Annotated in this window: 30 protein-coding genes and 1 pseudogene; 30 read left to right on the top strand and 1 reads right to left on the bottom strand. The window is 63.5% G+C overall.

Annotated features, from left to right (window positions below; genetic code table 11):
• From ABGA94_RS07930 to ABGA94_RS07790, 29 genes and pseudogenes are all read left to right on the top strand, one after another.
• Nucleotides 1-211: pseudogene (locus ABGA94_RS07930) on the top strand (elongation factor Tu); the annotation flags it as partial.
• A gap of 332 nt (nt 212-543) precedes the next feature.
• Nucleotides 544-855: a 30S ribosomal protein S10 gene (rpsJ, locus tag ABGA94_RS07925; RefSeq protein ID WP_005408208.1), complete on the top strand. Its 312-nt coding sequence runs from the start codon at nt 544-546 to the stop codon at nt 853-855.
• Between the two features lie 11 nt (nt 856-866).
• Nucleotides 867-1,517, top strand: coding sequence for a 50S ribosomal protein L3 (gene rplC, locus ABGA94_RS07920; protein WP_004145336.1), 651 nt, complete (start codon nt 867-869; stop codon nt 1,515-1,517).
• 12 nt (nt 1,518-1,529) lie between these two features.
• Nucleotides 1,530-2,135: a 50S ribosomal protein L4 gene (rplD, locus tag ABGA94_RS07915; protein ID WP_005415412.1), complete on the top strand. Its 606-nt coding sequence runs from the start codon at nt 1,530-1,532 to the stop codon at nt 2,133-2,135.
• Nucleotides 2,132-2,431 carry a 50S ribosomal protein L23 gene (gene rplW / locus ABGA94_RS07910; protein ID WP_004145338.1) on the top strand — a complete coding sequence of 100 codons (300 nt, stop codon included), beginning with the start codon at nt 2,132-2,134 and terminating at the stop codon, nt 2,429-2,431. The genes rplD and rplW overlap by 4 nt, the downstream gene beginning before the upstream one ends.
• A 10-nt stretch (nt 2,432-2,441) precedes the next feature.
• Entirely contained in the window at nt 2,442-3,269 is an 828-nt protein-coding gene (rplB, locus tag ABGA94_RS07905; protein ID WP_004145339.1) for a 50S ribosomal protein L2, read from the top strand.
• A 6-nt stretch (nt 3,270-3,275) separates the two neighbouring features.
• The gene (gene rpsS / locus ABGA94_RS07900) at nt 3,276-3,545 is read left to right on the top strand and encodes a 30S ribosomal protein S19 (protein ID WP_005415413.1); all 270 of its coding nucleotides are present in this window, start codon (nt 3,276-3,278) and stop codon (nt 3,543-3,545) included.
• Nucleotides 3,546-3,557: 12 nt separating this feature from the next.
• Entirely contained in the window at nt 3,558-3,893 is a 336-nt protein-coding gene (gene rplV, locus ABGA94_RS07895) for a 50S ribosomal protein L22 (RefSeq protein WP_004145348.1), read from the top strand.
• Nucleotides 3,894-3,911: 18 nt separating this feature from the next.
• The gene (gene rpsC, locus ABGA94_RS07890; RefSeq protein WP_005415414.1) at nt 3,912-4,646 is read left to right on the top strand and encodes a 30S ribosomal protein S3; all 735 of its coding nucleotides are present in this window, start codon (nt 3,912-3,914) and stop codon (nt 4,644-4,646) included.
• A 5-nt stretch (nt 4,647-4,651) separates the two neighbouring features.
• Nucleotides 4,652-5,065 (top strand): 50S ribosomal protein L16, encoded by a 414-nt coding sequence (rplP, locus tag ABGA94_RS07885; RefSeq protein ID WP_004154486.1) that lies wholly within the window; start codon nt 4,652-4,654, stop codon nt 5,063-5,065.
• Nucleotides 5,065-5,250 (top strand): 50S ribosomal protein L29, encoded by a 186-nt coding sequence (rpmC, locus tag ABGA94_RS07880; protein ID WP_004154487.1) that lies wholly within the window; start codon nt 5,065-5,067, stop codon nt 5,248-5,250. The genes rplP and rpmC overlap by 1 nt, the downstream gene beginning before the upstream one ends.
• A gap of 11 nt (nt 5,251-5,261) precedes the next feature.
• The gene (gene rpsQ, locus ABGA94_RS07875; protein WP_004154489.1) at nt 5,262-5,531 is read left to right on the top strand and encodes a 30S ribosomal protein S17; all 270 of its coding nucleotides are present in this window, start codon (nt 5,262-5,264) and stop codon (nt 5,529-5,531) included.
• A 12-nt stretch (nt 5,532-5,543) separates the two neighbouring features.
• Nucleotides 5,544-5,912 carry a 50S ribosomal protein L14 gene (rplN, locus tag ABGA94_RS07870; RefSeq protein ID WP_010483978.1) on the top strand — a complete coding sequence of 123 codons (369 nt, stop codon included), beginning with the start codon at nt 5,544-5,546 and terminating at the stop codon, nt 5,910-5,912.
• 16 nt (nt 5,913-5,928) lie between these two features.
• Nucleotides 5,929-6,246, top strand: a complete 318-nt coding sequence (rplX, locus tag ABGA94_RS07865; RefSeq protein WP_004154490.1) for a 50S ribosomal protein L24 — start codon at nt 5,929-5,931, stop codon at nt 6,244-6,246.
• Between the two features lie 11 nt (nt 6,247-6,257).
• Complete coding sequence (gene rplE, locus ABGA94_RS07860) at nt 6,258-6,800, top strand: 50S ribosomal protein L5 (protein ID WP_005415416.1); 543 nt, start codon at nt 6,258-6,260, stop codon at nt 6,798-6,800.
• Nucleotides 6,801-6,818: 18 nt separating this feature from the next.
• Nucleotides 6,819-7,124 carry a 30S ribosomal protein S14 gene (gene rpsN / locus ABGA94_RS07855; RefSeq protein ID WP_005408209.1) on the top strand — a complete coding sequence of 102 codons (306 nt, stop codon included), beginning with the start codon at nt 6,819-6,821 and terminating at the stop codon, nt 7,122-7,124.
• Between the two features lie 257 nt (nt 7,125-7,381).
• On the top strand, nt 7,382-7,780 hold the full coding sequence (gene rpsH, locus ABGA94_RS07850) for a 30S ribosomal protein S8 (RefSeq protein WP_005415417.1): 399 nt from the start codon (nt 7,382-7,384) through the stop codon (nt 7,778-7,780).
• A gap of 18 nt (nt 7,781-7,798) precedes the next feature.
• Nucleotides 7,799-8,323 carry a 50S ribosomal protein L6 gene (rplF, locus tag ABGA94_RS07845; RefSeq protein WP_005415418.1) on the top strand — a complete coding sequence of 175 codons (525 nt, stop codon included), beginning with the start codon at nt 7,799-7,801 and terminating at the stop codon, nt 8,321-8,323.
• 32 nt (nt 8,324-8,355) lie between these two features.
• The gene (rplR, locus tag ABGA94_RS07840; protein ID WP_004154495.1) at nt 8,356-8,709 is read left to right on the top strand and encodes a 50S ribosomal protein L18; all 354 of its coding nucleotides are present in this window, start codon (nt 8,356-8,358) and stop codon (nt 8,707-8,709) included.
• A gap of 161 nt (nt 8,710-8,870) precedes the next feature.
• Nucleotides 8,871-9,413, top strand: coding sequence for a 30S ribosomal protein S5 (gene rpsE, locus ABGA94_RS07835; RefSeq protein ID WP_005415419.1), 543 nt, complete (start codon nt 8,871-8,873; stop codon nt 9,411-9,413).
• Nucleotides 9,406-9,597, top strand: a complete 192-nt coding sequence (gene rpmD, locus ABGA94_RS07830) for a 50S ribosomal protein L30 (RefSeq protein ID WP_005408214.1) — start codon at nt 9,406-9,408, stop codon at nt 9,595-9,597. Before rpsE ends, rpmD begins: the two co-directional genes overlap by 8 nt.
• A 6-nt stretch (nt 9,598-9,603) precedes the next feature.
• Nucleotides 9,604-10,047, top strand: a complete 444-nt coding sequence (rplO, locus tag ABGA94_RS07825; RefSeq protein ID WP_004154498.1) for a 50S ribosomal protein L15 — start codon at nt 9,604-9,606, stop codon at nt 10,045-10,047.
• 7 nt (nt 10,048-10,054) lie between these two features.
• Nucleotides 10,055-11,422 carry a preprotein translocase subunit SecY gene (gene secY, locus ABGA94_RS07820; protein ID WP_005415420.1) on the top strand — a complete coding sequence of 456 codons (1,368 nt, stop codon included), beginning with the start codon at nt 10,055-10,057 and terminating at the stop codon, nt 11,420-11,422.
• A gap of 347 nt (nt 11,423-11,769) precedes the next feature.
• Entirely contained in the window at nt 11,770-12,126 is a 357-nt protein-coding gene (gene rpsM / locus ABGA94_RS07815) for a 30S ribosomal protein S13 (protein ID WP_004154500.1), read from the top strand.
• 11 nt (nt 12,127-12,137) lie between these two features.
• Entirely contained in the window at nt 12,138-12,527 is a 390-nt protein-coding gene (gene rpsK / locus ABGA94_RS07810) for a 30S ribosomal protein S11 (RefSeq protein ID WP_004145443.1), read from the top strand.
• A gap of 15 nt (nt 12,528-12,542) precedes the next feature.
• On the top strand, nt 12,543-13,172 hold the full coding sequence (gene rpsD / locus ABGA94_RS07805) for a 30S ribosomal protein S4 (protein WP_004145446.1): 630 nt from the start codon (nt 12,543-12,545) through the stop codon (nt 13,170-13,172).
• Between the two features lie 55 nt (nt 13,173-13,227).
• Entirely contained in the window at nt 13,228-14,226 is a 999-nt protein-coding gene (locus tag ABGA94_RS07800; protein ID WP_005408216.1) for a DNA-directed RNA polymerase subunit alpha, read from the top strand.
• Nucleotides 14,227-14,416: 190 nt separating this feature from the next.
• Nucleotides 14,417-14,800, top strand: coding sequence for a 50S ribosomal protein L17 (gene rplQ / locus ABGA94_RS07795; protein ID WP_005408217.1), 384 nt, complete (start codon nt 14,417-14,419; stop codon nt 14,798-14,800).
• Between the two features lie 161 nt (nt 14,801-14,961).
• The gene (locus ABGA94_RS07790; protein ID WP_053500146.1) at nt 14,962-15,468 is read left to right on the top strand and encodes a disulfide bond formation protein B; all 507 of its coding nucleotides are present in this window, start codon (nt 14,962-14,964) and stop codon (nt 15,466-15,468) included.
• 63 nt (nt 15,469-15,531) lie between these two features.
• Here the strand turns inward: ABGA94_RS07790 and ABGA94_RS07785 are convergent, their stop codons facing one another.
• Nucleotides 15,532-17,658 carry a TonB-dependent receptor gene (locus ABGA94_RS07785; RefSeq protein ID WP_375366938.1) on the bottom strand — a complete coding sequence of 709 codons (2,127 nt, stop codon included), beginning with the start codon at nt 17,656-17,658 and terminating at the stop codon, nt 15,532-15,534.
• A gap of 223 nt (nt 17,659-17,881) precedes the next feature.
• Between ABGA94_RS07785 and ABGA94_RS07780 the strand changes: the two genes are divergently transcribed.
• Nucleotides 17,882-19,273, top strand: coding sequence for a class II 3-deoxy-7-phosphoheptulonate synthase (locus ABGA94_RS07780; RefSeq protein ID WP_053500150.1), 1,392 nt, complete (start codon nt 17,882-17,884; stop codon nt 19,271-19,273).
• The last annotated feature ends 173 nt before the right edge of the window (nt 19,274-19,446 follow it).

Raw genomic sequence — 19,446 nt, 5'->3', positions numbered from 1 at the left:
CGGCTACCGTCCGCAGTTCTACTTCCGCACCACCGACATCACCGGCGCCGCCAAGCTGCCGGAAGGCGTCGAAATGGTGATGCCGGGTGACAACGTCAAGATGGAAGTCACCCTGATCAACCCGGTGGCCATGGACGAAGGTCTGCGCTTCGCCATCCGCGAAGGCGGCCGTACCGTCGGCGCCGGCGTGGTCTCGAAGATCATCGAGTAATCTGGTAGTATCTGCGCCCCGATGTTGCCTGGGTAGGGCATCGGGGCGTATCAAATGGGAAAGCAGGCACAGGATGTGCCTTGTGTTCCCCGGACCAGGAAGGGTCAATGCCATTCAGGCGGCGTCAACAGGCGACTGTTGACAGCTGCCTTGCGTGCCATTATGCTTCTACGTCTGGGCAGGCCGGGTAACTGGTCTGCCTACGTTTTTGAGGTCCATGGATTGACCTTGGCGGCCTGCAGGACTGCGGGCCGTCCGTATTCAGGAATTTCATGGGGCAAAGCAACCCAGAGGCTTTGTCTGTCGCTCTTTTAACGAAGGAACCTACCGCCATGGCGGACCAAAAGATCCGGATCCGGCTGAAAGCGTTCGATCATCGTCTGATCGACCGTTCGGCCAGCGAGATCGTTGAAACGGCAAAGCGGACCGGCGCGCAAGTGCGTGGCCCGATCCCGCTGCCGACCAAGATCGAGCGTTACACCGTTCTCGTTTCCCCGCACGTCGACAAGGACGCGCGTGACCAGTACGAGACCCGCACGCACAAGCGCGTGCTCGATATCGTTGACCCGAATGACAAGACCGTGGACGCGCTGATGAAGCTCGAACTGGCTGCCGGCGTCGACGTTCAGATCAAGCTGACCTGAGGACTACGACCATGACGAAGAAGTATTCGTTGGGCTTCGTGGGCCGCAAGGCCGGCATGAGCCGCGTGTTCACTGAAGATGGCCGCTCCATCCCGGTGACCCTGATCGAAGCAACCCCGAACCGCATCGCGCAGATCAAGACCGTCGAAACCGACGGCTACAGCGCCGTGCAGGTGACCGTCGGCGCGCGTCGCGCTGCCCTGGTCAACAAGCCGGAAGCCGGCCACTTCGCCAAGGCGAAGGTGGAAGCGGGTCGTGGCCTGTGGGAATTCCGCGTTGAAGACGCGCAGCTCGGCGATTTCGCCGTTGGCGGCGAAGTCAAGGCGGACATCTTCGAAGTCGGCCAGATCGTCGACGTCCAGGGTGTCACCAAGGGTAAGGGCTTCCAGGGCACCATCAAGCGCCACAACTTCCGTATGGGCGATGCAACCCACGGTAACTCGCTGTCGCATCGCGCGCCGGGTTCGCTGGGTCAGCGCCAGACCCCGGGTCGCGTTTTCCCGGGCAAGAAGATGTCGGGCCACATGGGCGCGGTGCAGCAGAGCACCCAGAACCTGGAAGTGGTCAAGGTCGACGTCGAGCGCGGTCTGATCGCGGTTCGCGGCGCCGTTCCGGGCGCGGCGGGTGGCGATGTGATCGTCCGTCCGGCGAGCAAGGCATAAGGAGAGATGACGATGGAACTCGTTATCACGGGTAGCAACAACAAGGTCTCGGTCTCCGAAGCCGTGTTCGGTCGCGATTTCAGCGAAGATCTGGTCCACCAGGTCGTCGTTGCTTACCGCAACGCCGGTCGCGCCGGCACCAAGGCACAGAAGACTCGCTCCGAAGTGGCTGGTACCACCAAGAAGTCGAAGAAGCAGAAGGGCGGCGGCGCGCGTCATGGCGCACTGACGGCTCCGATCTTCGTCGGCGGCGGTGTCACCTTCGCGGCCAAGCCGCGCAGCTTCGAGCAGAAGGTCAATCGCAAGCAGTACCGTGCCGCCATGTGCGCGATCCTGTCCGAGCTGAACCGTCAGGGCCGTCTGACCATCGTGGAGGCCTTCGACGTCGAAGCCACCAGCACGAAGGGTCTGATCGCCAAGCTGGCCGGCCTGGAAGTGGGCAAGCGCCCGCTGATCGTCACCGAAGAAGCGTCCGAGCACCTGTACCTGTCCGCCCGCAATCTGCCGTACGTGCAGGTGCGTGACGTGCAGGGTCTGGACCCGGTCTCGCTGGTGGGTGCCGACACGGTCGTCATCACCGCTGACGCGGTCAAGAAGGTCGAGGAGTGGCTGGCATGAACAGCAACGAAAAAATCTTCAGCGTGCTGCGTGCCCCGCGTGTCTCGGAAAAGACCGCGCGCCTGCAGGAACTCTCCAATCAGTATGTCTTCGAAGTTTCGAACGAAGCCACCAAGGCCGATGTAAAGGCCGCGGTTGAGCAGCTGTTCGACGTCAAGGTCGAAGCCGTCAACGTGGTCAACGTCAAGGGCAAGAACAAGTCCTTCCGTAACCGTGCTGGCCGCCGCGGCGATTGGCGCAAGGCGTACGTTCGCCTGGCCGACGGCCAGTCGATCGATGTAACGGCCAAGGCCTGAGGTACATCCCATGCCATTGATGAAATTCAAGCCCACCTCCCCCGGCCGCCGTTCGGCCGTGCGCGTGGTCACCCCCGACCTGCACAAGGGTGCTCCGCACGCCGCGCTGGTCGAGTCGCAGAGCCGCTCGGGTGGTCGTAACCACCACGGTCGCATCACCGTGCGTCACGTTGGTGGTGGTGCCAAGCAGCACTACCGCATCATCGACTTCAAGCGCAACAAGCTGGGCATCCCGGCGCGCGTGGAACGCATCGAATACGATCCGAACCGCACCGCCCACATCGCTCTGCTGTGCTACGTCGACGGTGAGCGTCGCTACATCATCGCCCCGAAGGGCCTGAAGGCTGGTGATCAGGTGATCGCTGGTTCGGACGCCCCGATCAAGGCCGGCAACACCCTGCCGCTGCGCAACATCCCGGTCGGTACCACCATCCACTGCATCGAACTGAAGCCGGGCAAGGGCGCTCAGATCGCTCGCGCCGCTGGTGCGGCCGTGCAGCTGGTGGCTCGTGAAGGCATCTACGCCACCCTGCGCCTGCGCTCGGGTGAAATGCGCAAGGTTCCGGTCGAGTGCTGCGCCACCATCGGCGAAGTCGGCAACGACGAGCACAGCCTGGAAAAGCTGGGCAAGGCCGGTGCCAAGCGTTGGCGCGGCGTTCGCCCGACCGTTCGTGGTGCTGCCATGAACCCGGTTGACCACCCGCACGGTGGTGGTGAGGCCAAGGCCGGCCAGGGTAACCCGCATCCGGTCACCCCGTGGGGTGTCCCGACCAAGGGTTACAAGACGCGCCATAACAAGCGCACTCAGCAGTTCATCGTCCGCGATCGTAGGGGCTAATCGACCATGGCACGTTCACTCAAGAAGGGCCCGTTCGTCGATCACCACCTCGTCAAGAAGGTGGAGGCCGCTGCGGGCAGCAAGAAGCCGATCAAGACCTGGTCGCGCCGTTCGATGATCCTGCCTGACATGGTAGGCATCACCATTGCCGTGCATAACGGCAAGAACCACATCCCGGTTCTCGTCAACGAGAACATGGTCGGCCACAAGCTCGGCGAATTTGCCATCACCCGGACCTTCAAGGGTCACGGTGGTGACAAGAAGTCGGGCAAGTAAGGAGAGATGACAATGGAAGCGAAAGCCATCCTGCGCACTGCGCGCATCTCCCCGCAGAAGGCTCGTCTGGTCGCTGACCAGGTGCGCGGTCTGCCGGCCGAACGTGCGGTCAACCTGCTGAAGTTCTCGGACAAGAAGGCTGCCCACCTGATCAAGAAGGTGGTGGAGTCGGCAATTGCCAACGCCGAGAACAACCAGGGCGCCGACGTCGACGAGCTGAAGGTTCAGACCATCATGGTTGATGAAGGTCCGACCCTGAAGCGTTTCATGGCGCGGGCGAAAGGCCGCGGTACCCGCATCCTCAAGCGCACCAGCCACATCACTGTGGTTGTGGGCGCCGCCAAGTAAGCGGATAAGGAAAAGACCATGGGTCATAAAGTTCATCCGATTGGTATCCGCCTCGGCATTTCCAAGGACTGGAACTCCAAGTGGTACGCCAACAAGGCCGAGTTCGCCGGTTACCTGGCAGCCGACCTGAAAGTGCGCGACATGCTGCGCAAGAAGCTGGCTCAGGCCGGCATCAGCAAGATCCTGATCGAGCGTCCGGCCAAGACCGCTCGCGTGACGATCCACACCGCCCGTCCGGGCGTGGTGATCGGCAAGCGCGGTGAGGACATCGAGAAGCTGCGCAAGGAAGTGAGCGAGATGATGGGCGTCCCGGCGCACATCAACGTCACCGAAGTGCGCAAGCCGGAACTGGACGCGCAGCTCGTTGCCGAGTCGATCGCCCAGCAGCTGGAGCGTCGCATCATGTTCCGCCGTGCAATGAAGCGCTCGGTCGGCAACGCGATGCGTCTGGGTGCCCTGGGCATCAAGGTCAACGTCGGCGGCCGCCTCAACGGTGCAGAAATCGCCCGTTCGGAGTGGTACCGCGAAGGCCGCGTGCCGCTGCACACCCTGCGTGCCGACATCGACTATGGCTTCGCTGAAGCCAAGACGACCTACGGCATCATCGGCATCAAGGTCTGGATCTACAAGGGCGAGGTCTTCGATTTCTCCCAGGTTGGCCAGGAAAAGCAGGACGACACCCCGTCGCGCAACGATCGTCACGATCGCGGCGACCGCGGTGACCGTCAGCGCCCGGCCCGTGAAGCGAGGTAACGACAATGTTGCAACCCAAGCGAACCAAGTACCGCAAGGTACACAAGGGCCGTAACGATGGCCTGAGCTGGAGCGCCAACGCTGTCAGCTTCGGCGAATACGGCCTGAAGGCAACCGCACACGGTCAGCTGACCGCGCGCCAGATCGAAGCGGCCCGCCGCTCGATCAGCCGCTACGTCAAGCGCGGCGGCAAGATGTGGATCCGCGTGTTCCCCGACAAGCCCATCACCAAGAAGCCCATCGAAGTCCGAATGGGTTCGGGTAAGGGTAACGTGGAATACTGGGTGGCCCAGATCCAGCCCGGCCGCATGATCTATGAAATCGAGGGTGTTTCCGAGGAAGTGGCTCGCGAGGCGTTCCGCCTGGCCGCCGCCAAGCTCTCGGTCACCACCACTTTCGTGACCCGTACGGTGCGCTGATGGATATCAAAACTCTCCGTGAAAAGTCGGCTGACGAACTCAAGGCCCACCTGATCGACCTGCGTAAGGAACAGTTCTCTGTCCGTATGCAGCAGGTCACCGGCCAGCTGCCGAAGACCCACGACATTCGCCGGGTCCGTCGCGAGATTGCTCGCGTCAAGACCCTGCTCGGCAGCACGAAGTAAGGATGGCCGCTATGAGCGACAATACTGAAAAGAAGACGCTGCGCACGGTCGAAGGCCGTGTCGTCAGCAACAAGATGGACAAGACGGTTACCGTCCTGGTTGAGCGTCAGGTCAAGCACGCGCTGTACGGCAAGTACATCAAGCGCTCGACCAAGCTGCACGCCCACGATGCCGACAACGCCTGCAAGGAAGGCGACGTCGTCCGCGTGACCGAGATTGCTCCGATGTCCAAGACCAAGAACTGGCGCGTGGTGGAAGTCATCACGCGTGCGGCTGAATAAGGAGTCTGAATCATGATCCAGATGCAGAGCTACCTTGACGTCGCGGACAATTCGGGTGCCAAGCAGGTGATGTGCTTCAAGGTGCTGGGTGGTTCCAAGCGCCGTTACGCCGGTATCGGCGACATCATCAAGGTCACCGTGAAGGATGCGATTCCGCGCGGCAAGGTCAAGAAGGGTGAAGTGTATGACGCCGTCGTGGTGCGTACCCGCAAGGGTGTGCGTCGCGCCGACGGTTCGCTGATCCGCTTCGACGGCAACGCTGCCGTCCTGCTGAACAACAAGCAGGAGCCGATCGGTACCCGTATCTTCGGGCCGGTGACCCGTGAACTTCGTTCGGAGAAGTTCATGAAGATCGTCTCGCTCGCTCCCGAAGTGCTGTGAGCGACAGGAGATAATCATGGCTAACCGTATCAAGAAGGGCGACCAGGTTGTCGTCAACGCTGGCAAGGACAAGGGCAAGCAGGGCGAAGTCGTCCGCGTCGACGGCGACCGCGTGGTCGTCGCCAACGTGAACATCGTCAAGCGCCACACCAAGCCGAACCCGCAGGCAGGTGTTGCCGGCGGCGTGGTCGAGCGCGAAGCTTCGATCCATATCTCCAACGTGAACGTGCTGAACCCGGCTTCGGGCAAGGGCGAACGCGTTGGCTTCAAGGTGCTGGAGGATGGACGCAAACTGCGTGTGTTCCGCTCCAGCGGTGAGGCGCTCGACGCCTGAGGAATGTGAAGATGACTTCCCGTCTCGAAAAGATCTACAAGGAAGAAGTGGTGCCGGCGCTGATGAAGCAGTTCGGCTACACCAATCCGATGGAAGTACCGAAGCTCGTCAAGGTCACCCTGAACATGGGTGTCGGCGAGGCTGCCACCAACAAGAAAATCCTGGAAAACGCCGTCGCGGACATGACCAAGATTTCCGGCCAGAAGCCGGTTGTCACCAAGTCGCGTATCTCGGTTGCGTCGTTCAAGATCCGTGATGGTTGGCCGATCGGCTGCAAGACCACGCTGCGTCGCCACAAGATGTACGAGTTCCTGGACCGCCTGATCAACATCTCGCTGCCGCGCGTGCGCGACTTCCGTGGTGTTTCCGGTCGTTCCTTCGACGGCCGCGGCAACTTCAACATGGGTGTGAAGGAACAGATCATCTTCCCGGAAATCGACTTCGACGCCGTCGACGCGATCCGCGGTATGGATATCGCCATCACCACCACTGCGAAGACCGACGCGGAAGCGAAGGCGCTGCTGGCAGCGTTCAAGTTCCCGTTCCGTAACTGATCTGTCGAGGAAACCGAAATGGCAAAGACCTCCATGGTCAACCGCGACATCAAGCGGGAAAAGCTGGCCAAGAAGTACGCTGAGAAGCGTGCAGCTCTGAAGAAGATCGTGTCCTCCGTGGACGCGACCTACGAAGAGAAGATCGACGCCGCAACCAAGCTGGCCAAGCTGCCGCGTGATTCGTCGCCGAGCCGCCAGCGCAACCGTTGCGAGCTGTCGGGTCGTCCGCGTGGCGTGTACAGCAAGTTCGGCCTCGGCCGCAACAAGCTGCGCGAAGCCACCATGCGTGGCGACGTCCCGGGCCTGCGCAAGGCCAGCTGGTAATTCCAGCCGGCCCTGCGATCAGGAGCCCCCTCGGGGGCTTCTGAACCGGGGAGGGAGGCGTTCAGCTTCCTTTCTGCGAAAAAAACCGAAGAGCCCGGCGCAAGTCGGGCTCTTTTGGCGTATACTCCCGCGTCTTGCCCTGCGCAAACGGGGTTGTAGGAGTGGGCCCCGGCCCGCTGCATCAAGGGACCTGGCCCGTTTCCAGGAGACAACAGATTTTCGCGAAAGCGGATATCGGTGCACTCAAAGGTACTCATATGAGCATGACTGATCCCATCGCCGACCTGCTGGTCCGCATCAAGAATGCGGCTGCGGTTGGCAAGCAGACGGTGAAAGCCCCGTCGTCCAAGATCAAGGTTGCGATCGCCCAGGTCCTGAAGGACGAGGGTTACATCACCGACCTGCGCGTGACCCAGCTGGAAAACAACAAGGCCGAGCTGGAAATCGTGCTGAAGTATTTCGAAGGCAAGCCGGTCATCGCGACCCTGAAGCGCTTCTCGCGTTCGGGCCTGCGCCAGTACCGCGGCAAGAGCGAGCTGCCGAAGGTCATGAATGGCCTGGGCATCTCCATCATTTCCACCTCCAAGGGCATCATGACTGATGCGCAGGCGCGCCAGCTGGGCGTCGGCGGCGAAGTCCTGTGCTTCGTGGCCTAAGGCGAAAGGAGTAGAACTATGTCCCGCGTAGCCAAGAAGCCCGTCACCCTGGGTAAGGTCGAACTGAACGTCCAGTCGGAAAGCGTCACCGTCAAGGGCCCGAAGGGCACCCTGTCGCTGGTCAAGCCGGCCGGTATTGCCATCAACGTCGACAGCGGCGTTGCCACCCTGAGCACCGAGAGCGCCGACCTGGTCGCGCTGACCGGTACCGTGCGCGCGATCCTGGCCAACATGGTCAAGGGCGTGTCCGAAGGCTTCGAGCGCAAGCTGGAGCTGGTCGGCGTGGGTTACCGTGCTGCCATGCAGGGCAAGGATCTGAGCCTGTCGCTCGGTTTCTCGCATCCGGTCGTGTTCGTGGCGCCGGAAGGCATCACCATTTCCACCCCGACCCAGACCGAGATCCTGGTCCAGGGCGCTGACAAGCAGGTCGTCGGTGAAGTCGCCGCCAAGATCCGTGCGTTCCGCAAGCCGGAGCCGTACAAGGGCAAGGGCGTGAAGTACTCCGACGAAGTCATCATCCGTAAGGAAGCCAAGAAGGCCTAATTAGGCGCTTCCGCTTTCAAGGAAAACACATCATGAACAAGAACATCGCCCGCCTGCGTCGCGCCAAGTCGACCCGTGCCCACATCCGTGAGCTCGGCGTCGCCCGCCTGTCGGTGCTGCGCACCGGCCAGCACCTGTACGCCCAGGTCTTCACCGCTGACGGTTCGAAGGTGCTGGCTGCCGCCAACACCACCCAGACCGACGTCAAGGAAGGCCTGAAGAACGGCAAGAACGCCGATGCCGCTGCCAAGGTCGGCCGCATCGTTGCCGAGCGCGCCAAGGCCGCCGGCATCGAGAAGGTTGCCTTCGATCGTTCGGGCTACCGCTACCACGGCCGCATCAAGGCCCTGGCAGAAGCCGCCCGCGAAGCCGGCCTGCAGTTCTAAGGGACAAGGGCAGGGGGCCGATGGCCTCCTGCCTGCCTGCTCGCCAGCCTGAGTGAGGCTGGACGGCGCCGCTCTTCTGCAGCGGTCCACCGGAACAACGCGTCACTCCACAACCATAAGCGGCCTCGAGCCGTACATACCCAAACAACCAAGGAATCAACATGGCAGAAGAGCGTCAGCAGCGGGGTCGCGATCGCGACCGTAACCGCGAAGAGAAGATCGACGACGGCATGATCGAAAAGCTGGTCGCGGTCAACCGCGTCAGCAAGACCGTCAAGGGTGGCCGCCAGTTCACCTTCACCGCCCTGACCGTGGTCGGCGACGGCGAAGGCAAGGTCGGTTTCGGTTATGGCAAGGCCCGCGAAGTGCCGGTCGCCATCCAGAAGTCGATGGAACAGGCCCGCAAGAACCTGGTCAGCGTTGACCTGAACAACGGCACCCTGTGGCACACCATCAAGGATGGTCACGGCGCAGCCCGCGTGTTCATGCAGCCGGCTTCGGAAGGTACTGGCGTCATCGCCGGCGGTGCCATGCGCGCCGTGCTGGAAGCCGTTGGCGTGAAGAACGTGCTGGCCAAGGCCACCGGTTCGCGCAACCCGATCAATCTGGTGCGCGCCACCGTGAAGGGCCTGACTGCTGCGCAGTCGCCGGCCCGCATCGCGGCCAAGCGCGGCAAGAAGGTGGAGGAACTCAACCATGGCTAATGAGTCCAACAAGACTGTGAAGGTCCGCCTGGTGCGTGGCCTGCGTGGCACCCAGTCGCGTCACCGCCTGTCGGTGCGTGCCCTGGGCCTGAACAAGCTCAACGATGTGCGTGAACTGAAGGACAGCCCGCAGGTGCGCGGCCTGATCAACAAGGTTCAGTACCTCGTCCAGGTTGAGGAGTAATCGACCATGACTCTGCGTCTCAATGAACTGAGCCCGGCACCGGGCGCCCGCACCGAGCGCACCCGCGTCGGCCGCGGTATCGGCTCGGGCCTGGGCAAGACTGCCGGCCGCGGCCACAAGGGTTCGTTCGCCCGTAAGGGTGGCGGCAAGATCAAGGCTGGCTTCGAAGGCGGCCAGACCCCCATGCAGCGTCGTCTGCCGAAGATCGGCTTCCGTTCGCCGATCGCCAAGGACACCGCTGAAGTGCTGCTGTACGCGCTGGACAAGCTGCCGGCCGGTGAGATCGACTTCGCCGCCCTGCGTGCTGCCAAGCTGGTCCCGAGCACTGCCAAGAAGGCCAAGGTCGTCGTCAAGGGCGAAGTGACCAAGGCGTTCACCCTGAAGGGTATTGCTGCCACGGCTGGTGCCAAGGCGGCGATCGAAGCTGCCGGCGGCAGCGTAACGGAGTAAGAAAATCATGGCGCAAGCTGGCATCGGTAACCTCGCGGGCGGAATGGGCAAGTTCACTGAACTTCGCCAACGTTTGCTGTTCGTCGTCGGGGCTTTGATCGTCTATCGCATCGGCTGCTACGTGCCGGTGCCGGGCGTCAATCCCGATGCCATGCTTGCCATGATGCAACAGCAGGGCGGCGGCATCGTGGACATGTTCAACATGTTCTCGGGCGGCGCCCTGCACCGTTTCAGCATCTTTGCGCTGAACGTGATGCCGTACATCTCGGCATCGATCGTGATGCAGCTGGCCGTGCACATCTTCCCCGCCCTGAAGGCGATGCAGAAGGAAGGTGAGTCCGGCCGCCGCAAGATCACCCAGTATTCGCGCATCGGCGCCGTGCTGCTGGCAGTGGTGCAGGGCGGTTCGATCGCGCTGGCCCTGCAGGGCCAAGTTTCGCCGTCGGGCGCTCCGGTCGTGTACGCCCCCGGCATGGGCTTCGTGCTCACCGCGGTGGTCGCACTGACTGCCGGCACCATGTTCCTGATGTGGGTCGGTGAGCAGGTCACCGAACGCGGTATCGGCAACGGCGTGTCGCTGATCATCTTCGCCGGTATCGTCGCCGGTCTGCCGGGTGCGGTCATCCACACTTTCGACGCCTACCGCGACGGCAACATCCAGTTCATCCAGCTCCTGCTGATCGCCATCGTCGTACTCGCCTTCACCTTCTTCGTGGTGTTCGTGGAGCGTGGCCAGCGCCGGATCACGGTCAATTACGCGCGCCGCCAGGGCGGTCGCAACGCGTACATGAACCAGACCTCGTTCCTGCCGCTGAAGCTCAACATGGCCGGCGTCATCCCGGCGATCTTCGCCTCGAGCCTGCTGGCCTTCCCGGCCACCCTGGCCATGTGGTCCGGCCAGGCTGCCAACCAGAGCAGCTTCGGCCAGGTCCTGCAGAAGGTCGCCAATGCCCTGGGCCCGGGCGAGCCGCTGCACATGATCGTGTTCGCTGCGCTGATCACCGGTTTCGCGTTCTTCTATACCGCGCTGGTGTTCAATTCGCAGGAAACCGCCGACAACCTGAAGAAGTCGGGCGCTTTGATTCCGGGCATCCGTCCGGGCAAGGCCACCGCCGACTACATCGACGGCGTGCTGACCCGCCTGACCGCGGCCGGCTCGGCCTACCTGGTGATCGTCTGCCTGCTGCCGGAACTGATGCGCACGCAGCTGAATGCCTCGTTCTACTTCGGTGGCACGTCGCTGCTGATCGTGGTGGTGGTGGTGATGGACTTCATCGCCCAGGTGCAGGCACACCTGATGTCCCACCAGTACGAGAGCCTGCTGAAGAAGGCCAACCTGAAGGGCGGCAACCGCGGCGGTTTTGCCCGCGGCTGATAGGCCTGTTATACTTTCGTCTTCCTGGCGTGATGGTCCCTCCGCTTCGCGGACTCCGGCCACACAAACGAAGGGCGGCCCCCGCAGCGGTTCCGGGTGGGGGTGTGATGAGGTGGTCCCGCGCTGGAGTAGCGCGGGCGGCCCCGGGGGAAACCCCAGGTCCAACCCCATCCGGCGCCGGAGCCTGGGCACACTCCCCAGGCCGGGTTCATGAAACCAATGGTTTCACGGGCTTCCATGTAAACCGGAACCTTGTTAGTATCGCTAGTTCACTTTTTTGATCCATCCTGCCGGATTGGCGTGCCCGAGGCGCGCTGTCGGCCATCACTCAGCTGGAGAACCGCGTCATGGCGCGTATTGCAGGCGTCAACCTGCCAGCCCAGAAGCACGTCTGGGTCGGGTTGCAAAGCATTTACGGCATCGGCCGTACCCGTTCGAAGAAGGTCTGCGAAGTCGCAGGCGTTGCTTCGACCACCAAGATCCGCGATCTGTCGGAGCCGGAAATCGAGCGCCTGCGCGCCGAAGTCGGCAAGTACATCGTGGAAGGCGATCTGCGCCGTGAGATCGGCATCGCGATCAAGCGCCTGATGGACCTGGGCTGCTACCGCGGCCTGCGTCACCGTCGTGGCCTCCCGCTGCGTGGCCAGCGCACCCGTACCAACGCCCGCACCCGCAAGGGTCCGCGCAAGGCGATCAAGAAGTAAGGGACTGAGAAATGGCTAAGCCCGCTGCTAAGACCAAGAAGAAGATCAAGCGCGTCGTCACCGACGGCGTTGCCCACGTCCACGCTTCGTTCAACAATACCATCGTCACCATCACCGACCGCCAGGGCAACGCTCTGTCGTGGGCGACCTCCGGTGGCGCTGGCTTCCGCGGTTCGCGCAAGTCGACCCCGTTCGCTGCCCAGGTGGCTGCTGAAAAGGCCGGTCGTGCTGCGCTGGACTACGGCGTGAAGTCGCTGGAAGTCCGCATCAAGGGCCCGGGTCCGGGCCGTGAGTCGGCCGTGCGTTCGCTGAACAACGTCGGCTACAAGATCACCAACATCATCGACGTGACGCCCATCCCGCACAACGGGTGCCGTCCGCCGAAGAAGCGTCGCGTCTAAAGGGAGCGATAAGAAATGGCTCGTTATATCGGTCCTACCTGTAAGCTCGCCCGCCGCGAAGGCGCCGACCTGTCCCTGAAGAGCCCGGCGCGTGCGCTGGACTCCAAGTGCAAGCTGGAGCAGAAGCCCGGCCAGCACGGCGCCACTGCCCGCAAGGGCAAGCTGTCCGACTACGCCACCCAGCTGCGTGAAAAGCAGAAGGTCAAGCGTATCTACGGCCTGCTGGAGCGTCAGTTCCGCAACTACTACAAGAAGGCCTCGACCAAGAAGGGCAACACCGGCGAGAACCTGCTGCAGCTGCTGGAAACCCGCCTGGACAACGTCGTCTACCGCATGGGCTTCGCCGTGACCCGTCCGGCTGCCCGTCAGCTGGTGTCGCACCGCGGCGTCACCGTGAATGGCAAGTCGGTCAACCTGGCTTCGTACCAGGTCAAGGCTGGCGACGCCATCGCTCTGTCCGAAAAGGCTGCCAAGCAGCTGCGCGTCCAGGAAGCCCTGACCGTCGCCGCCCAGCATGACCTGAGCCCGTCGTGGGTTGAAGTGGATTCCGGCAAGTTCACCGGCATCTTCAAGGCTGTTCCGGATCGTTCGGATCTGCCTGCGGACATCAACGAAGCGCTGATCGTCGAGCTGTATTCGAAGTAATTCACATTGGAGAGCCCCCGGCGACGGCCGGGGGTTCACTAGGAGAACCCGCAACATGACGGTTACCGCCAACCAGGTTCTGCGTCCTCGCGGTCCGCAGATCGAACGCCTTACCGACACCCGTGCAAAGGTCGTTATCGAACCTTTGGAGCGGGGTTACGGGCATACGCTGGGCAACGCCCTGCGTCGCGTGCTGCTGTCGTCCATCCCGGGCTTCGCCATCACGGAAGTCGAAATCGACGGCGTGTTGCATGAGTACACCACGGTCGAAGGTCTGCAGGAGGACGTCCTCGAAGTCCTGCTCAACCTTAAGGATGTGGCCATCCGTATGCACTCCGGCGACAGCGCCACCCTGTCCCTGTCCAAGCAGGGCCCGGGCGTTGTCACCGCTGCCGACATCAAGGTCGACCACAATGTGGAGATCCTGAACGGCGACCATGTGATCTGCCACCTGACCAAGGATACGGCGATCAACATGCGTCTGAAGATCGAACGTGGTTTCGGCTACCAGCCGGCTGCCGCGCGTCGTCGTCCGGACGAAGAAACCCGTGCCATCGGCCGCCTGGTCCTGGATGCCTCGTTCTCGCCGGTCCGCCGTGTCGCCTATGCCGTGGAAGCGGCGCGTGTCGAACAGCGCACCGACCTGGACAAGCTGGTCATCGATATCGAGACCAACGGCACCATCGATGCCGAGGAAGCCGTGCGCACCGCCGCCGACATCCTCAGCGACCAGCTGTCGGTGTTCGGTGACTTCACCCACCGCGACCGCGGTGCGGCCAAGCCGGCCAACAACGGCGTGGATCCGGTGCTGCTGCGCCCGATCGACGATCTGGAGCTGACCGTGCGTTCGGCCAACTGCCTGAAGGCTGAAAGCATCTACTACATCGGCGATCTGATCCAGAAGACCGAAGTGGAGCTGCTGAAGACCCCGAACCTGGGCAAGAAGTCGCTCACCGAGATCAAGGAAGTGCTGGCTCAGCGCGGCCTGTCGCTCGGCATGAAGCTGGAGAACTGGCCGCCGGCCGGCGTCGCCAGCCACGGCATGCTGGGCTGATATCGGTAATACCTGAAGGCTCCACCGTTCGCGGTGGGGCCTTCAACGCACCACACCATGCCACGACGAACCGCAGGTTCGCGGGCAGGTCGTCCAGGACGGGCGGCCAGGACCATCCGCAGTCCGCGCAGCAACGCCAGGATGGCGACAACGATCCGCACAGCCTCATCATTAACCAAGGAATATCACCATGCGTCACCAGAAGTCTGGCCGTAAGTTCAGCCGTACCAGCGCCCACCGCGAAGCGATGTTCAAGAACATGGCCGCCTCGCTGTTCAAGCACGAGCTGATCAAGACCACCCTGCCGAAGGCCAAGGAACTGCGCCGCGTTGCCGAGCCGCTGATCACCCTGGCCAAGGTCGACTCCGTCGCCAACCGCCGTCTGGCTTTCGCCCGCCTGCGCGACAACGAAGCCGTGGGCAACCTGTTCACCATCCTGGGCCCGCGCTACGCGAACCGTCCGGGCGGCTACCTGCGCCTGCTGAAGTGCGGCTTCCGCGCTGGCGACAACGCGCCGATGGCCTACGTCGAGCTGGTTGACCGTCCGGTCGTGGCCGAGGAAGTGGCCGAGTAATCGGACCGCTCCAATGCGACACAGCGAAAGCCCGGTCTCTGCCGGGCTTTTGCGTTTCTGCGGGATCTGACCCGTACCGTTCCGACAGGCGTCACCTGTGGCGGTTCGAATGGCATGCACTCTCGGTTACGCTTGGCGCCTGATCCATTCGAGCGTTGACGATGAATCCACTGCGCTGGCCCTTCCGCGCCCAGTTCTTCCTGGGCTTCCTGATCTGCGCCGGCCTGCTGGGCTACGCGATCTTCCTGCAGCTGAAGATGGGCCTGGAGCCGTGCCCGCTGTGCATCTTCCAGCGGCTGGCGTTCGCCGCGCTGGGCCTGCTGTTCCTGATCGGTGCACTGCACGGGCCCTCCAACCGTCCTGGCCGGGCAACCTACGGCGTGCTCGCTTTCATTGCCGCCGCGGTCGGCGTAGGCATCGCTGCGCGCCACGTCTACGTGCAGATGCTGCCACCGGAGATGGGGGCGACCTGCGGCCCGCCGCTGAGCTTCCTGCGCGAGACCATGGGGCCGCTGGAAGTGTTCCGCACGGTGCTGACCGGTACCGGCAACTGCGGCAATATCGACTGGACGTTCCTGGGCCTGACCATGCCGATGTGGTCGGGCGTGTGGTTCGTGCTGCTGGCGCTGTGGTCGCTGGTGGTGTCGCTGCGCAAGGTCAAGCGCTGAACTAAGGCGGGGTCGGAGCCCTCTCCTGCGGAAAGGGGTCCGACCCCAGGCACCCTGGCGTCCTCAGAAATCCTGCTGCAGGCTCAGGTAGGCGCCACGGCGCGGCCCCCACTGCGGCGCGAACACGCCAACACCGCCGCCATCGCGCAGCTGGTAGCTGCGATCCAATGCGTTGATCACGGCCAGTTGCACGTGCAGCGGATGCCCGCTGTCGGCATTGAAATCGTGCCCGGCGCTGAGGTTCACCTGCAGGTAGGATGGCAGCTCGCCGCCGTTGGGCACGCCCTCGATGTCCGAACGCAGGCCGCTACCGAACACGTAGTTGGCGCCGACCCGGTTGTGGCCGGCGAAGGCGTAGCTGAAGCCGCCCGATGAGGTCAGCTTCTGGTCGTGGTCGAGGTGGATCCAGTGGTTGGCCACATAGGCCAGCGCCTCTGGATCGAGGTTGTACTGGCTGGTGATGACCTGGGTGCCGATCGCCTTGTTGTACGCCGCGTTGACGTAAGCGCTGAACGGACCGTTGCTGTAGTCGGCGCTGAACTCCAGGCCACGGATATGGCCGCGGCGGTAGTTGAACGTCGAATAGATGTAGGCGGCACCAAACTGGCCTTCGTCCTGCAGGCGCGCAACACGGCGGTCGTACGCGTCCAAGCCCAGGGTCAGGTGTTCGCCCAGCTGATGCGATACGCCGATGTCGTAGTAGTCACTGCGCTCGGCCAGTGGCGTGTTGTTGCCGCCGCTCGGCTGCTGGTTGGTGGTGCCGTCGTACAGCGCGATATCGCTGCTGGCGATCAGCTCACTGGCCGGCGGCGTGAAGTAACGCGAATAGCCGGCATGCACGGTGGTGCTGTCGCTGGCATTCCAGGCCACGCCCACGCGGGGGCTGAGCTGGCCCTCGGTGTGGCCAAAGGCCTTGTAGCGATCGCCGCGCAGGCCGTAGTTGACGGTCCAGTCGTCGCCGATCTTCCATTCATCCTGCACGTACAACGCCAGCGTGCTGGCATGGAAGGCACTGCGGTCAGGTATCAGCAGCGGCGTGGTGCTGGACTGCTGGCCGGCGTCATCGACCGGGAACACCCAGCTGCTGTTGCTGGCCCGCGCGTTCTCGTAGTTGCCGTACAGGCCATAGCGCAGCGTGTGGTCGTTGCCCAGCGGGGTGGAGAAATCGGCCTGCAGCGTGTTGGCGCGGTTGCTGCGCTGCACCTGCGAGGCGACGCCACTGAATACCAGGTCGCCGATGACATCCGGGTTGAACGCCACATCGCTGTAGCGCTGCCCGGCGGACAGCTGGTAGGCGGTGCTGCCCAGCGCGCCCTGCAGCACCAGCATGCCGAAGCGGGTGGTTTCGCGCTGGGTTTCATCCAGCTGGCTGGAGTCGAAGGTGGTGGTGTCCAGGTAACCGAACTGCGGGGTCTGCCCGGGGTTGACCGGGATCTGGAAGCGGTTGTTGGCGAAGCCGGCGAACACGCTCAGGCGCGTGTTCTCGTTGACCAGGTAGGTGAGGTCAGCGAACGCTTTGCCTTGGTGGGTGTCGTCGTGCAGCGGCTTGCGCGAGCGGGTCGGGTTCTCCAGGCCAACCTCGTTCTGGTCGTAGTTGCCAGTCAGGAACCAGCTCCATCGCCCCTGGTTGCCCCACCACGAGGCATTCGGATTGATCTTGCCGAACGAGCCTGCGGTCAGACCGGCGCTGCCGCCATTGCCGAGCTCGGCACCATTGCGGGTGGTGATGTCGACCACTGCAGCGGTGCGCTCGCCGAACTGCGCCGGCAGCGCGCCATCCATCAGGCGGATGCTCTTGATGGTGCGTGCATCCAGTGTCTGGCCGAAGCCGGAGATCGATTCAGGCAGCAGCGCGCCATTGATGCGGTACTGCAGGTTGGCGTGGTCGCCGCGCACGTGCACGCCGCCATAGGAATCCTGGACCACGCCCGGGGCCTGCAGCAGTACCTGGCTGAGCGGCGCGGAGGCACCCAGCGGCTGCTTCTGGATGTCCTCGGCGGTGATCTGGTACTGGCTGCTGCCGATGTCCGGCGACAGCGCGTTGCGGGCCTGGTCGAGCTGGGCGTGGACAGTGACTGCGTCCAGGTCCTTGACGGAGGAAGAGGTGTCGTCGGTCGTTGCGGCGAAGGCGGGCAGGCTGGCCAAGGCCAGGGCGAAGGCAATGCCGGTAGCGAGGGGTGAGGGCTTCATGGTGAGAGAGGGGGCGGCTGGGCGTGGAAGGGGCCGGTCCATGACGTGGAAGTGTTACTCCGTAACAAAATCATGCGCCTGTCCCGTGCGGCTGACCATGCTGGATCTGGCTGCTGGCGCTGGCCTTTCCCTGCCGTTCAGGTGGCCGGGGCGGTGGGTGTGGGCCTTTGCGTCAGCGACTGGCTCTGCGACCATGACCGCCCCCCCACCCCGGAAGTCTGCAATGAGCCTGTCCGCCGTTCCGCCCGCCTCCGATTCCGACGCGACCACCGCTGGCGCTGCCTGGTCGCCGGAGAGCTGGCGTGGCAAGACCGCGCTGCAGATGCCGACCTACCCGGACCCGGTGGCGTTGGACGCCGCTCTGCACGAGCTGAAGCGGCTGCCGCCGCTGGTCACCTCGTGGGAGATCCTGGCGTTGAAGCAGCAGCTGGCCGAGGCCCAGGAAGGCAAGCGCTTCCTGCTGCAGGGCGGCGACTGTGCCGAGAATTTCAGCGACTGCGAATCGGGCACCATTTCCAACCGATTGAAGGTGTTGCTGCAGATGAGCCTGGTGCTGGTGCACGGCCTGCGCCAGCCGGTGATCCGCGTGGGCCGCTTCGCCGGCCAGTACGCCAAGCCGCGCTCGGCCGACACCGAGACCCGCGACGGCGTGACCCTGCCCAGCTACCGCGGCGATGTGATCAACGCGCCGGCCTTCACCGAGGCAGCACGCCTGCCGGACCCGAAGCGGATGCTGCAGGCCCACGCGCATTCGGCGATGACGATGAACTTCGTGCGTGCGCTGATCGACGGCGGTTTCGCCGACCTGCACCACCCCGAATACTGGAACCTGGAGTGGGTAAGCCACTCGCCGCTGGCGGCCGAGTACCAGAAGATGGTGGCCTCGATCGGCGATGCGGTGCACTTCATGGAGACCCTGGCCGGGGCCCGCGTGCACAACCTCAACCGCATCGACTTCTACACGTCGCACGAAGCCCTGCTGCTGCCCTACGAGCAGGCGTTGACCCGCCAGGTGCCGCGCCAGCAGGGCTGGTTGAACCTGAGCACGCATTACCCGTGGATCGGCATGCGCACGGCCGCGCTCGATGGCGCGCACGTGGAGTACCTGCGTGGCGTGCGCAATCCGATTGCGATCAAGGTGGGCCCGTCGGTGACGCCGGACCAGCTGCTGCGCCTGATCGATGTGCTCAACCCCCATGACGAGCCGGGCCGCCTGAGCTTCATCCATCGGATGGGCGCGACGCAGATCGCCGAGAAACTGCCGCCGCTGCTGGACGCGGTCAAGCGTGATGGTCGCCGCGTGCTGTGGGTGTGCGATGCGATGCATGGCAATACCGAAAGCACCGCCAACGGTTTCAAGACACGCCGCTTCGACAACGTGCGTGGCGAGGTGGAGATGTCGTTCGATCTGCATGCGGCCGCCGGTACGCGCCTGGGCGGTGTGCACCTGGAACTGACCGGCGAGGACGTGACCGAGTGCATCGGCGGCGCGCGCGAACTGACCGAGCGCGACCTGGAGCGTGCGTATCGTTCGACGGTGGACCCGCGGTTGAACTACGAGCAGTCGCTGGAGATCGCGATGGCGATCGTGCGCAAGCAGGAGCAAGTGCGGTAAGGATATTTCGGCAGGGCTTGCAGCCCTGCACCTGCTACGAGCCAGAGCAACGTCAACGTCAACGTCAAAAGCGGGCTATCCGTGGGTTGGCGGGACGGTGTCGGAGTGCGGGGACGCCGCAAGTACGTCCTTGTAGGCTTGGCAGCCGCATCCATCCGGCTGACACCCCGCAC

It is taken from the genome of Stenotrophomonas sp. 3diitr2024, from assembly GCF_042136455.1.
In the GTDB taxonomy this organism is placed as follows: Bacteria; Pseudomonadota; Gammaproteobacteria; order Xanthomonadales; family Xanthomonadaceae; genus Stenotrophomonas; species Stenotrophomonas sepilia.
The sequence above is the reverse complement of the archived record's forward strand: the minus strand, read 5'-3'. Positions and strand labels throughout refer to the sequence as shown.

Coding starts and splice junctions, on each gene's coding strand:
- rplV (WP_004145348.1), top strand. CDS start 3,558: ATGGAAGCGAAAGCCATCCTGCGCACTGCGCGCATCTCCCCGCAGAAG.
- rplO (WP_004154498.1), top strand. CDS start 9,604: ATGACTCTGCGTCTCAATGAACTGAGCCCGGCACCGGGCGCCCGCACC.
- rpsH (WP_005415417.1), top strand. CDS start 7,382: ATGAGCATGACTGATCCCATCGCCGACCTGCTGGTCCGCATCAAGAAT.
- rplW (WP_004145338.1), top strand. CDS start 2,132: ATGAACAGCAACGAAAAAATCTTCAGCGTGCTGCGTGCCCCGCGTGTC.
- rplR (WP_004154495.1), top strand. CDS start 8,356: ATGAACAAGAACATCGCCCGCCTGCGTCGCGCCAAGTCGACCCGTGCC.
- secY (WP_005415420.1), top strand. CDS start 10,055: ATGGCGCAAGCTGGCATCGGTAACCTCGCGGGCGGAATGGGCAAGTTC.
- rpsJ (WP_005408208.1), top strand. CDS start 544: ATGGCGGACCAAAAGATCCGGATCCGGCTGAAAGCGTTCGATCATCGT.
- rpmC (WP_004154487.1), top strand. CDS start 5,065: ATGGATATCAAAACTCTCCGTGAAAAGTCGGCTGACGAACTCAAGGCC.
- ABGA94_RS07780 (WP_053500150.1), top strand. CDS start 17,882: ATGAGCCTGTCCGCCGTTCCGCCCGCCTCCGATTCCGACGCGACCACC.
- rpsN (WP_005408209.1), top strand. CDS start 6,819: ATGGCAAAGACCTCCATGGTCAACCGCGACATCAAGCGGGAAAAGCTG.
- ABGA94_RS07800 (WP_005408216.1), top strand. CDS start 13,228: ATGACGGTTACCGCCAACCAGGTTCTGCGTCCTCGCGGTCCGCAGATC.
- rpsE (WP_005415419.1), top strand. CDS start 8,871: ATGGCAGAAGAGCGTCAGCAGCGGGGTCGCGATCGCGACCGTAACCGC.
- rpsD (WP_004145446.1), top strand. CDS start 12,543: ATGGCTCGTTATATCGGTCCTACCTGTAAGCTCGCCCGCCGCGAAGGC.
- rplB (WP_004145339.1), top strand. CDS start 2,442: ATGCCATTGATGAAATTCAAGCCCACCTCCCCCGGCCGCCGTTCGGCC.
- rpsQ (WP_004154489.1), top strand. CDS start 5,262: ATGAGCGACAATACTGAAAAGAAGACGCTGCGCACGGTCGAAGGCCGT.
- rplX (WP_004154490.1), top strand. CDS start 5,929: ATGGCTAACCGTATCAAGAAGGGCGACCAGGTTGTCGTCAACGCTGGC.
- rpmD (WP_005408214.1), top strand. CDS start 9,406: ATGGCTAATGAGTCCAACAAGACTGTGAAGGTCCGCCTGGTGCGTGGC.
- rplE (WP_005415416.1), top strand. CDS start 6,258: ATGACTTCCCGTCTCGAAAAGATCTACAAGGAAGAAGTGGTGCCGGCG.
- ABGA94_RS07785 (WP_375366938.1), bottom strand. CDS start 17,658: ATGAAGCCCTCACCCCTCGCTACCGGCATTGCCTTCGCCCTGGCCTTG.
- rpsS (WP_005415413.1), top strand. CDS start 3,276: ATGGCACGTTCACTCAAGAAGGGCCCGTTCGTCGATCACCACCTCGTC.
- rplF (WP_005415418.1), top strand. CDS start 7,799: ATGTCCCGCGTAGCCAAGAAGCCCGTCACCCTGGGTAAGGTCGAACTG.
- ABGA94_RS07790 (WP_053500146.1), top strand. CDS start 14,962: ATGAATCCACTGCGCTGGCCCTTCCGCGCCCAGTTCTTCCTGGGCTTC.
- rplD (WP_005415412.1), top strand. CDS start 1,530: ATGGAACTCGTTATCACGGGTAGCAACAACAAGGTCTCGGTCTCCGAA.
- rplP (WP_004154486.1), top strand. CDS start 4,652: ATGTTGCAACCCAAGCGAACCAAGTACCGCAAGGTACACAAGGGCCGT.
- rpsM (WP_004154500.1), top strand. CDS start 11,770: ATGGCGCGTATTGCAGGCGTCAACCTGCCAGCCCAGAAGCACGTCTGG.
- rpsC (WP_005415414.1), top strand. CDS start 3,912: ATGGGTCATAAAGTTCATCCGATTGGTATCCGCCTCGGCATTTCCAAG.
- rplQ (WP_005408217.1), top strand. CDS start 14,417: ATGCGTCACCAGAAGTCTGGCCGTAAGTTCAGCCGTACCAGCGCCCAC.
- rpsK (WP_004145443.1), top strand. CDS start 12,138: ATGGCTAAGCCCGCTGCTAAGACCAAGAAGAAGATCAAGCGCGTCGTC.
- rplN (WP_010483978.1), top strand. CDS start 5,544: ATGATCCAGATGCAGAGCTACCTTGACGTCGCGGACAATTCGGGTGCC.
- rplC (WP_004145336.1), top strand. CDS start 867: ATGACGAAGAAGTATTCGTTGGGCTTCGTGGGCCGCAAGGCCGGCATG.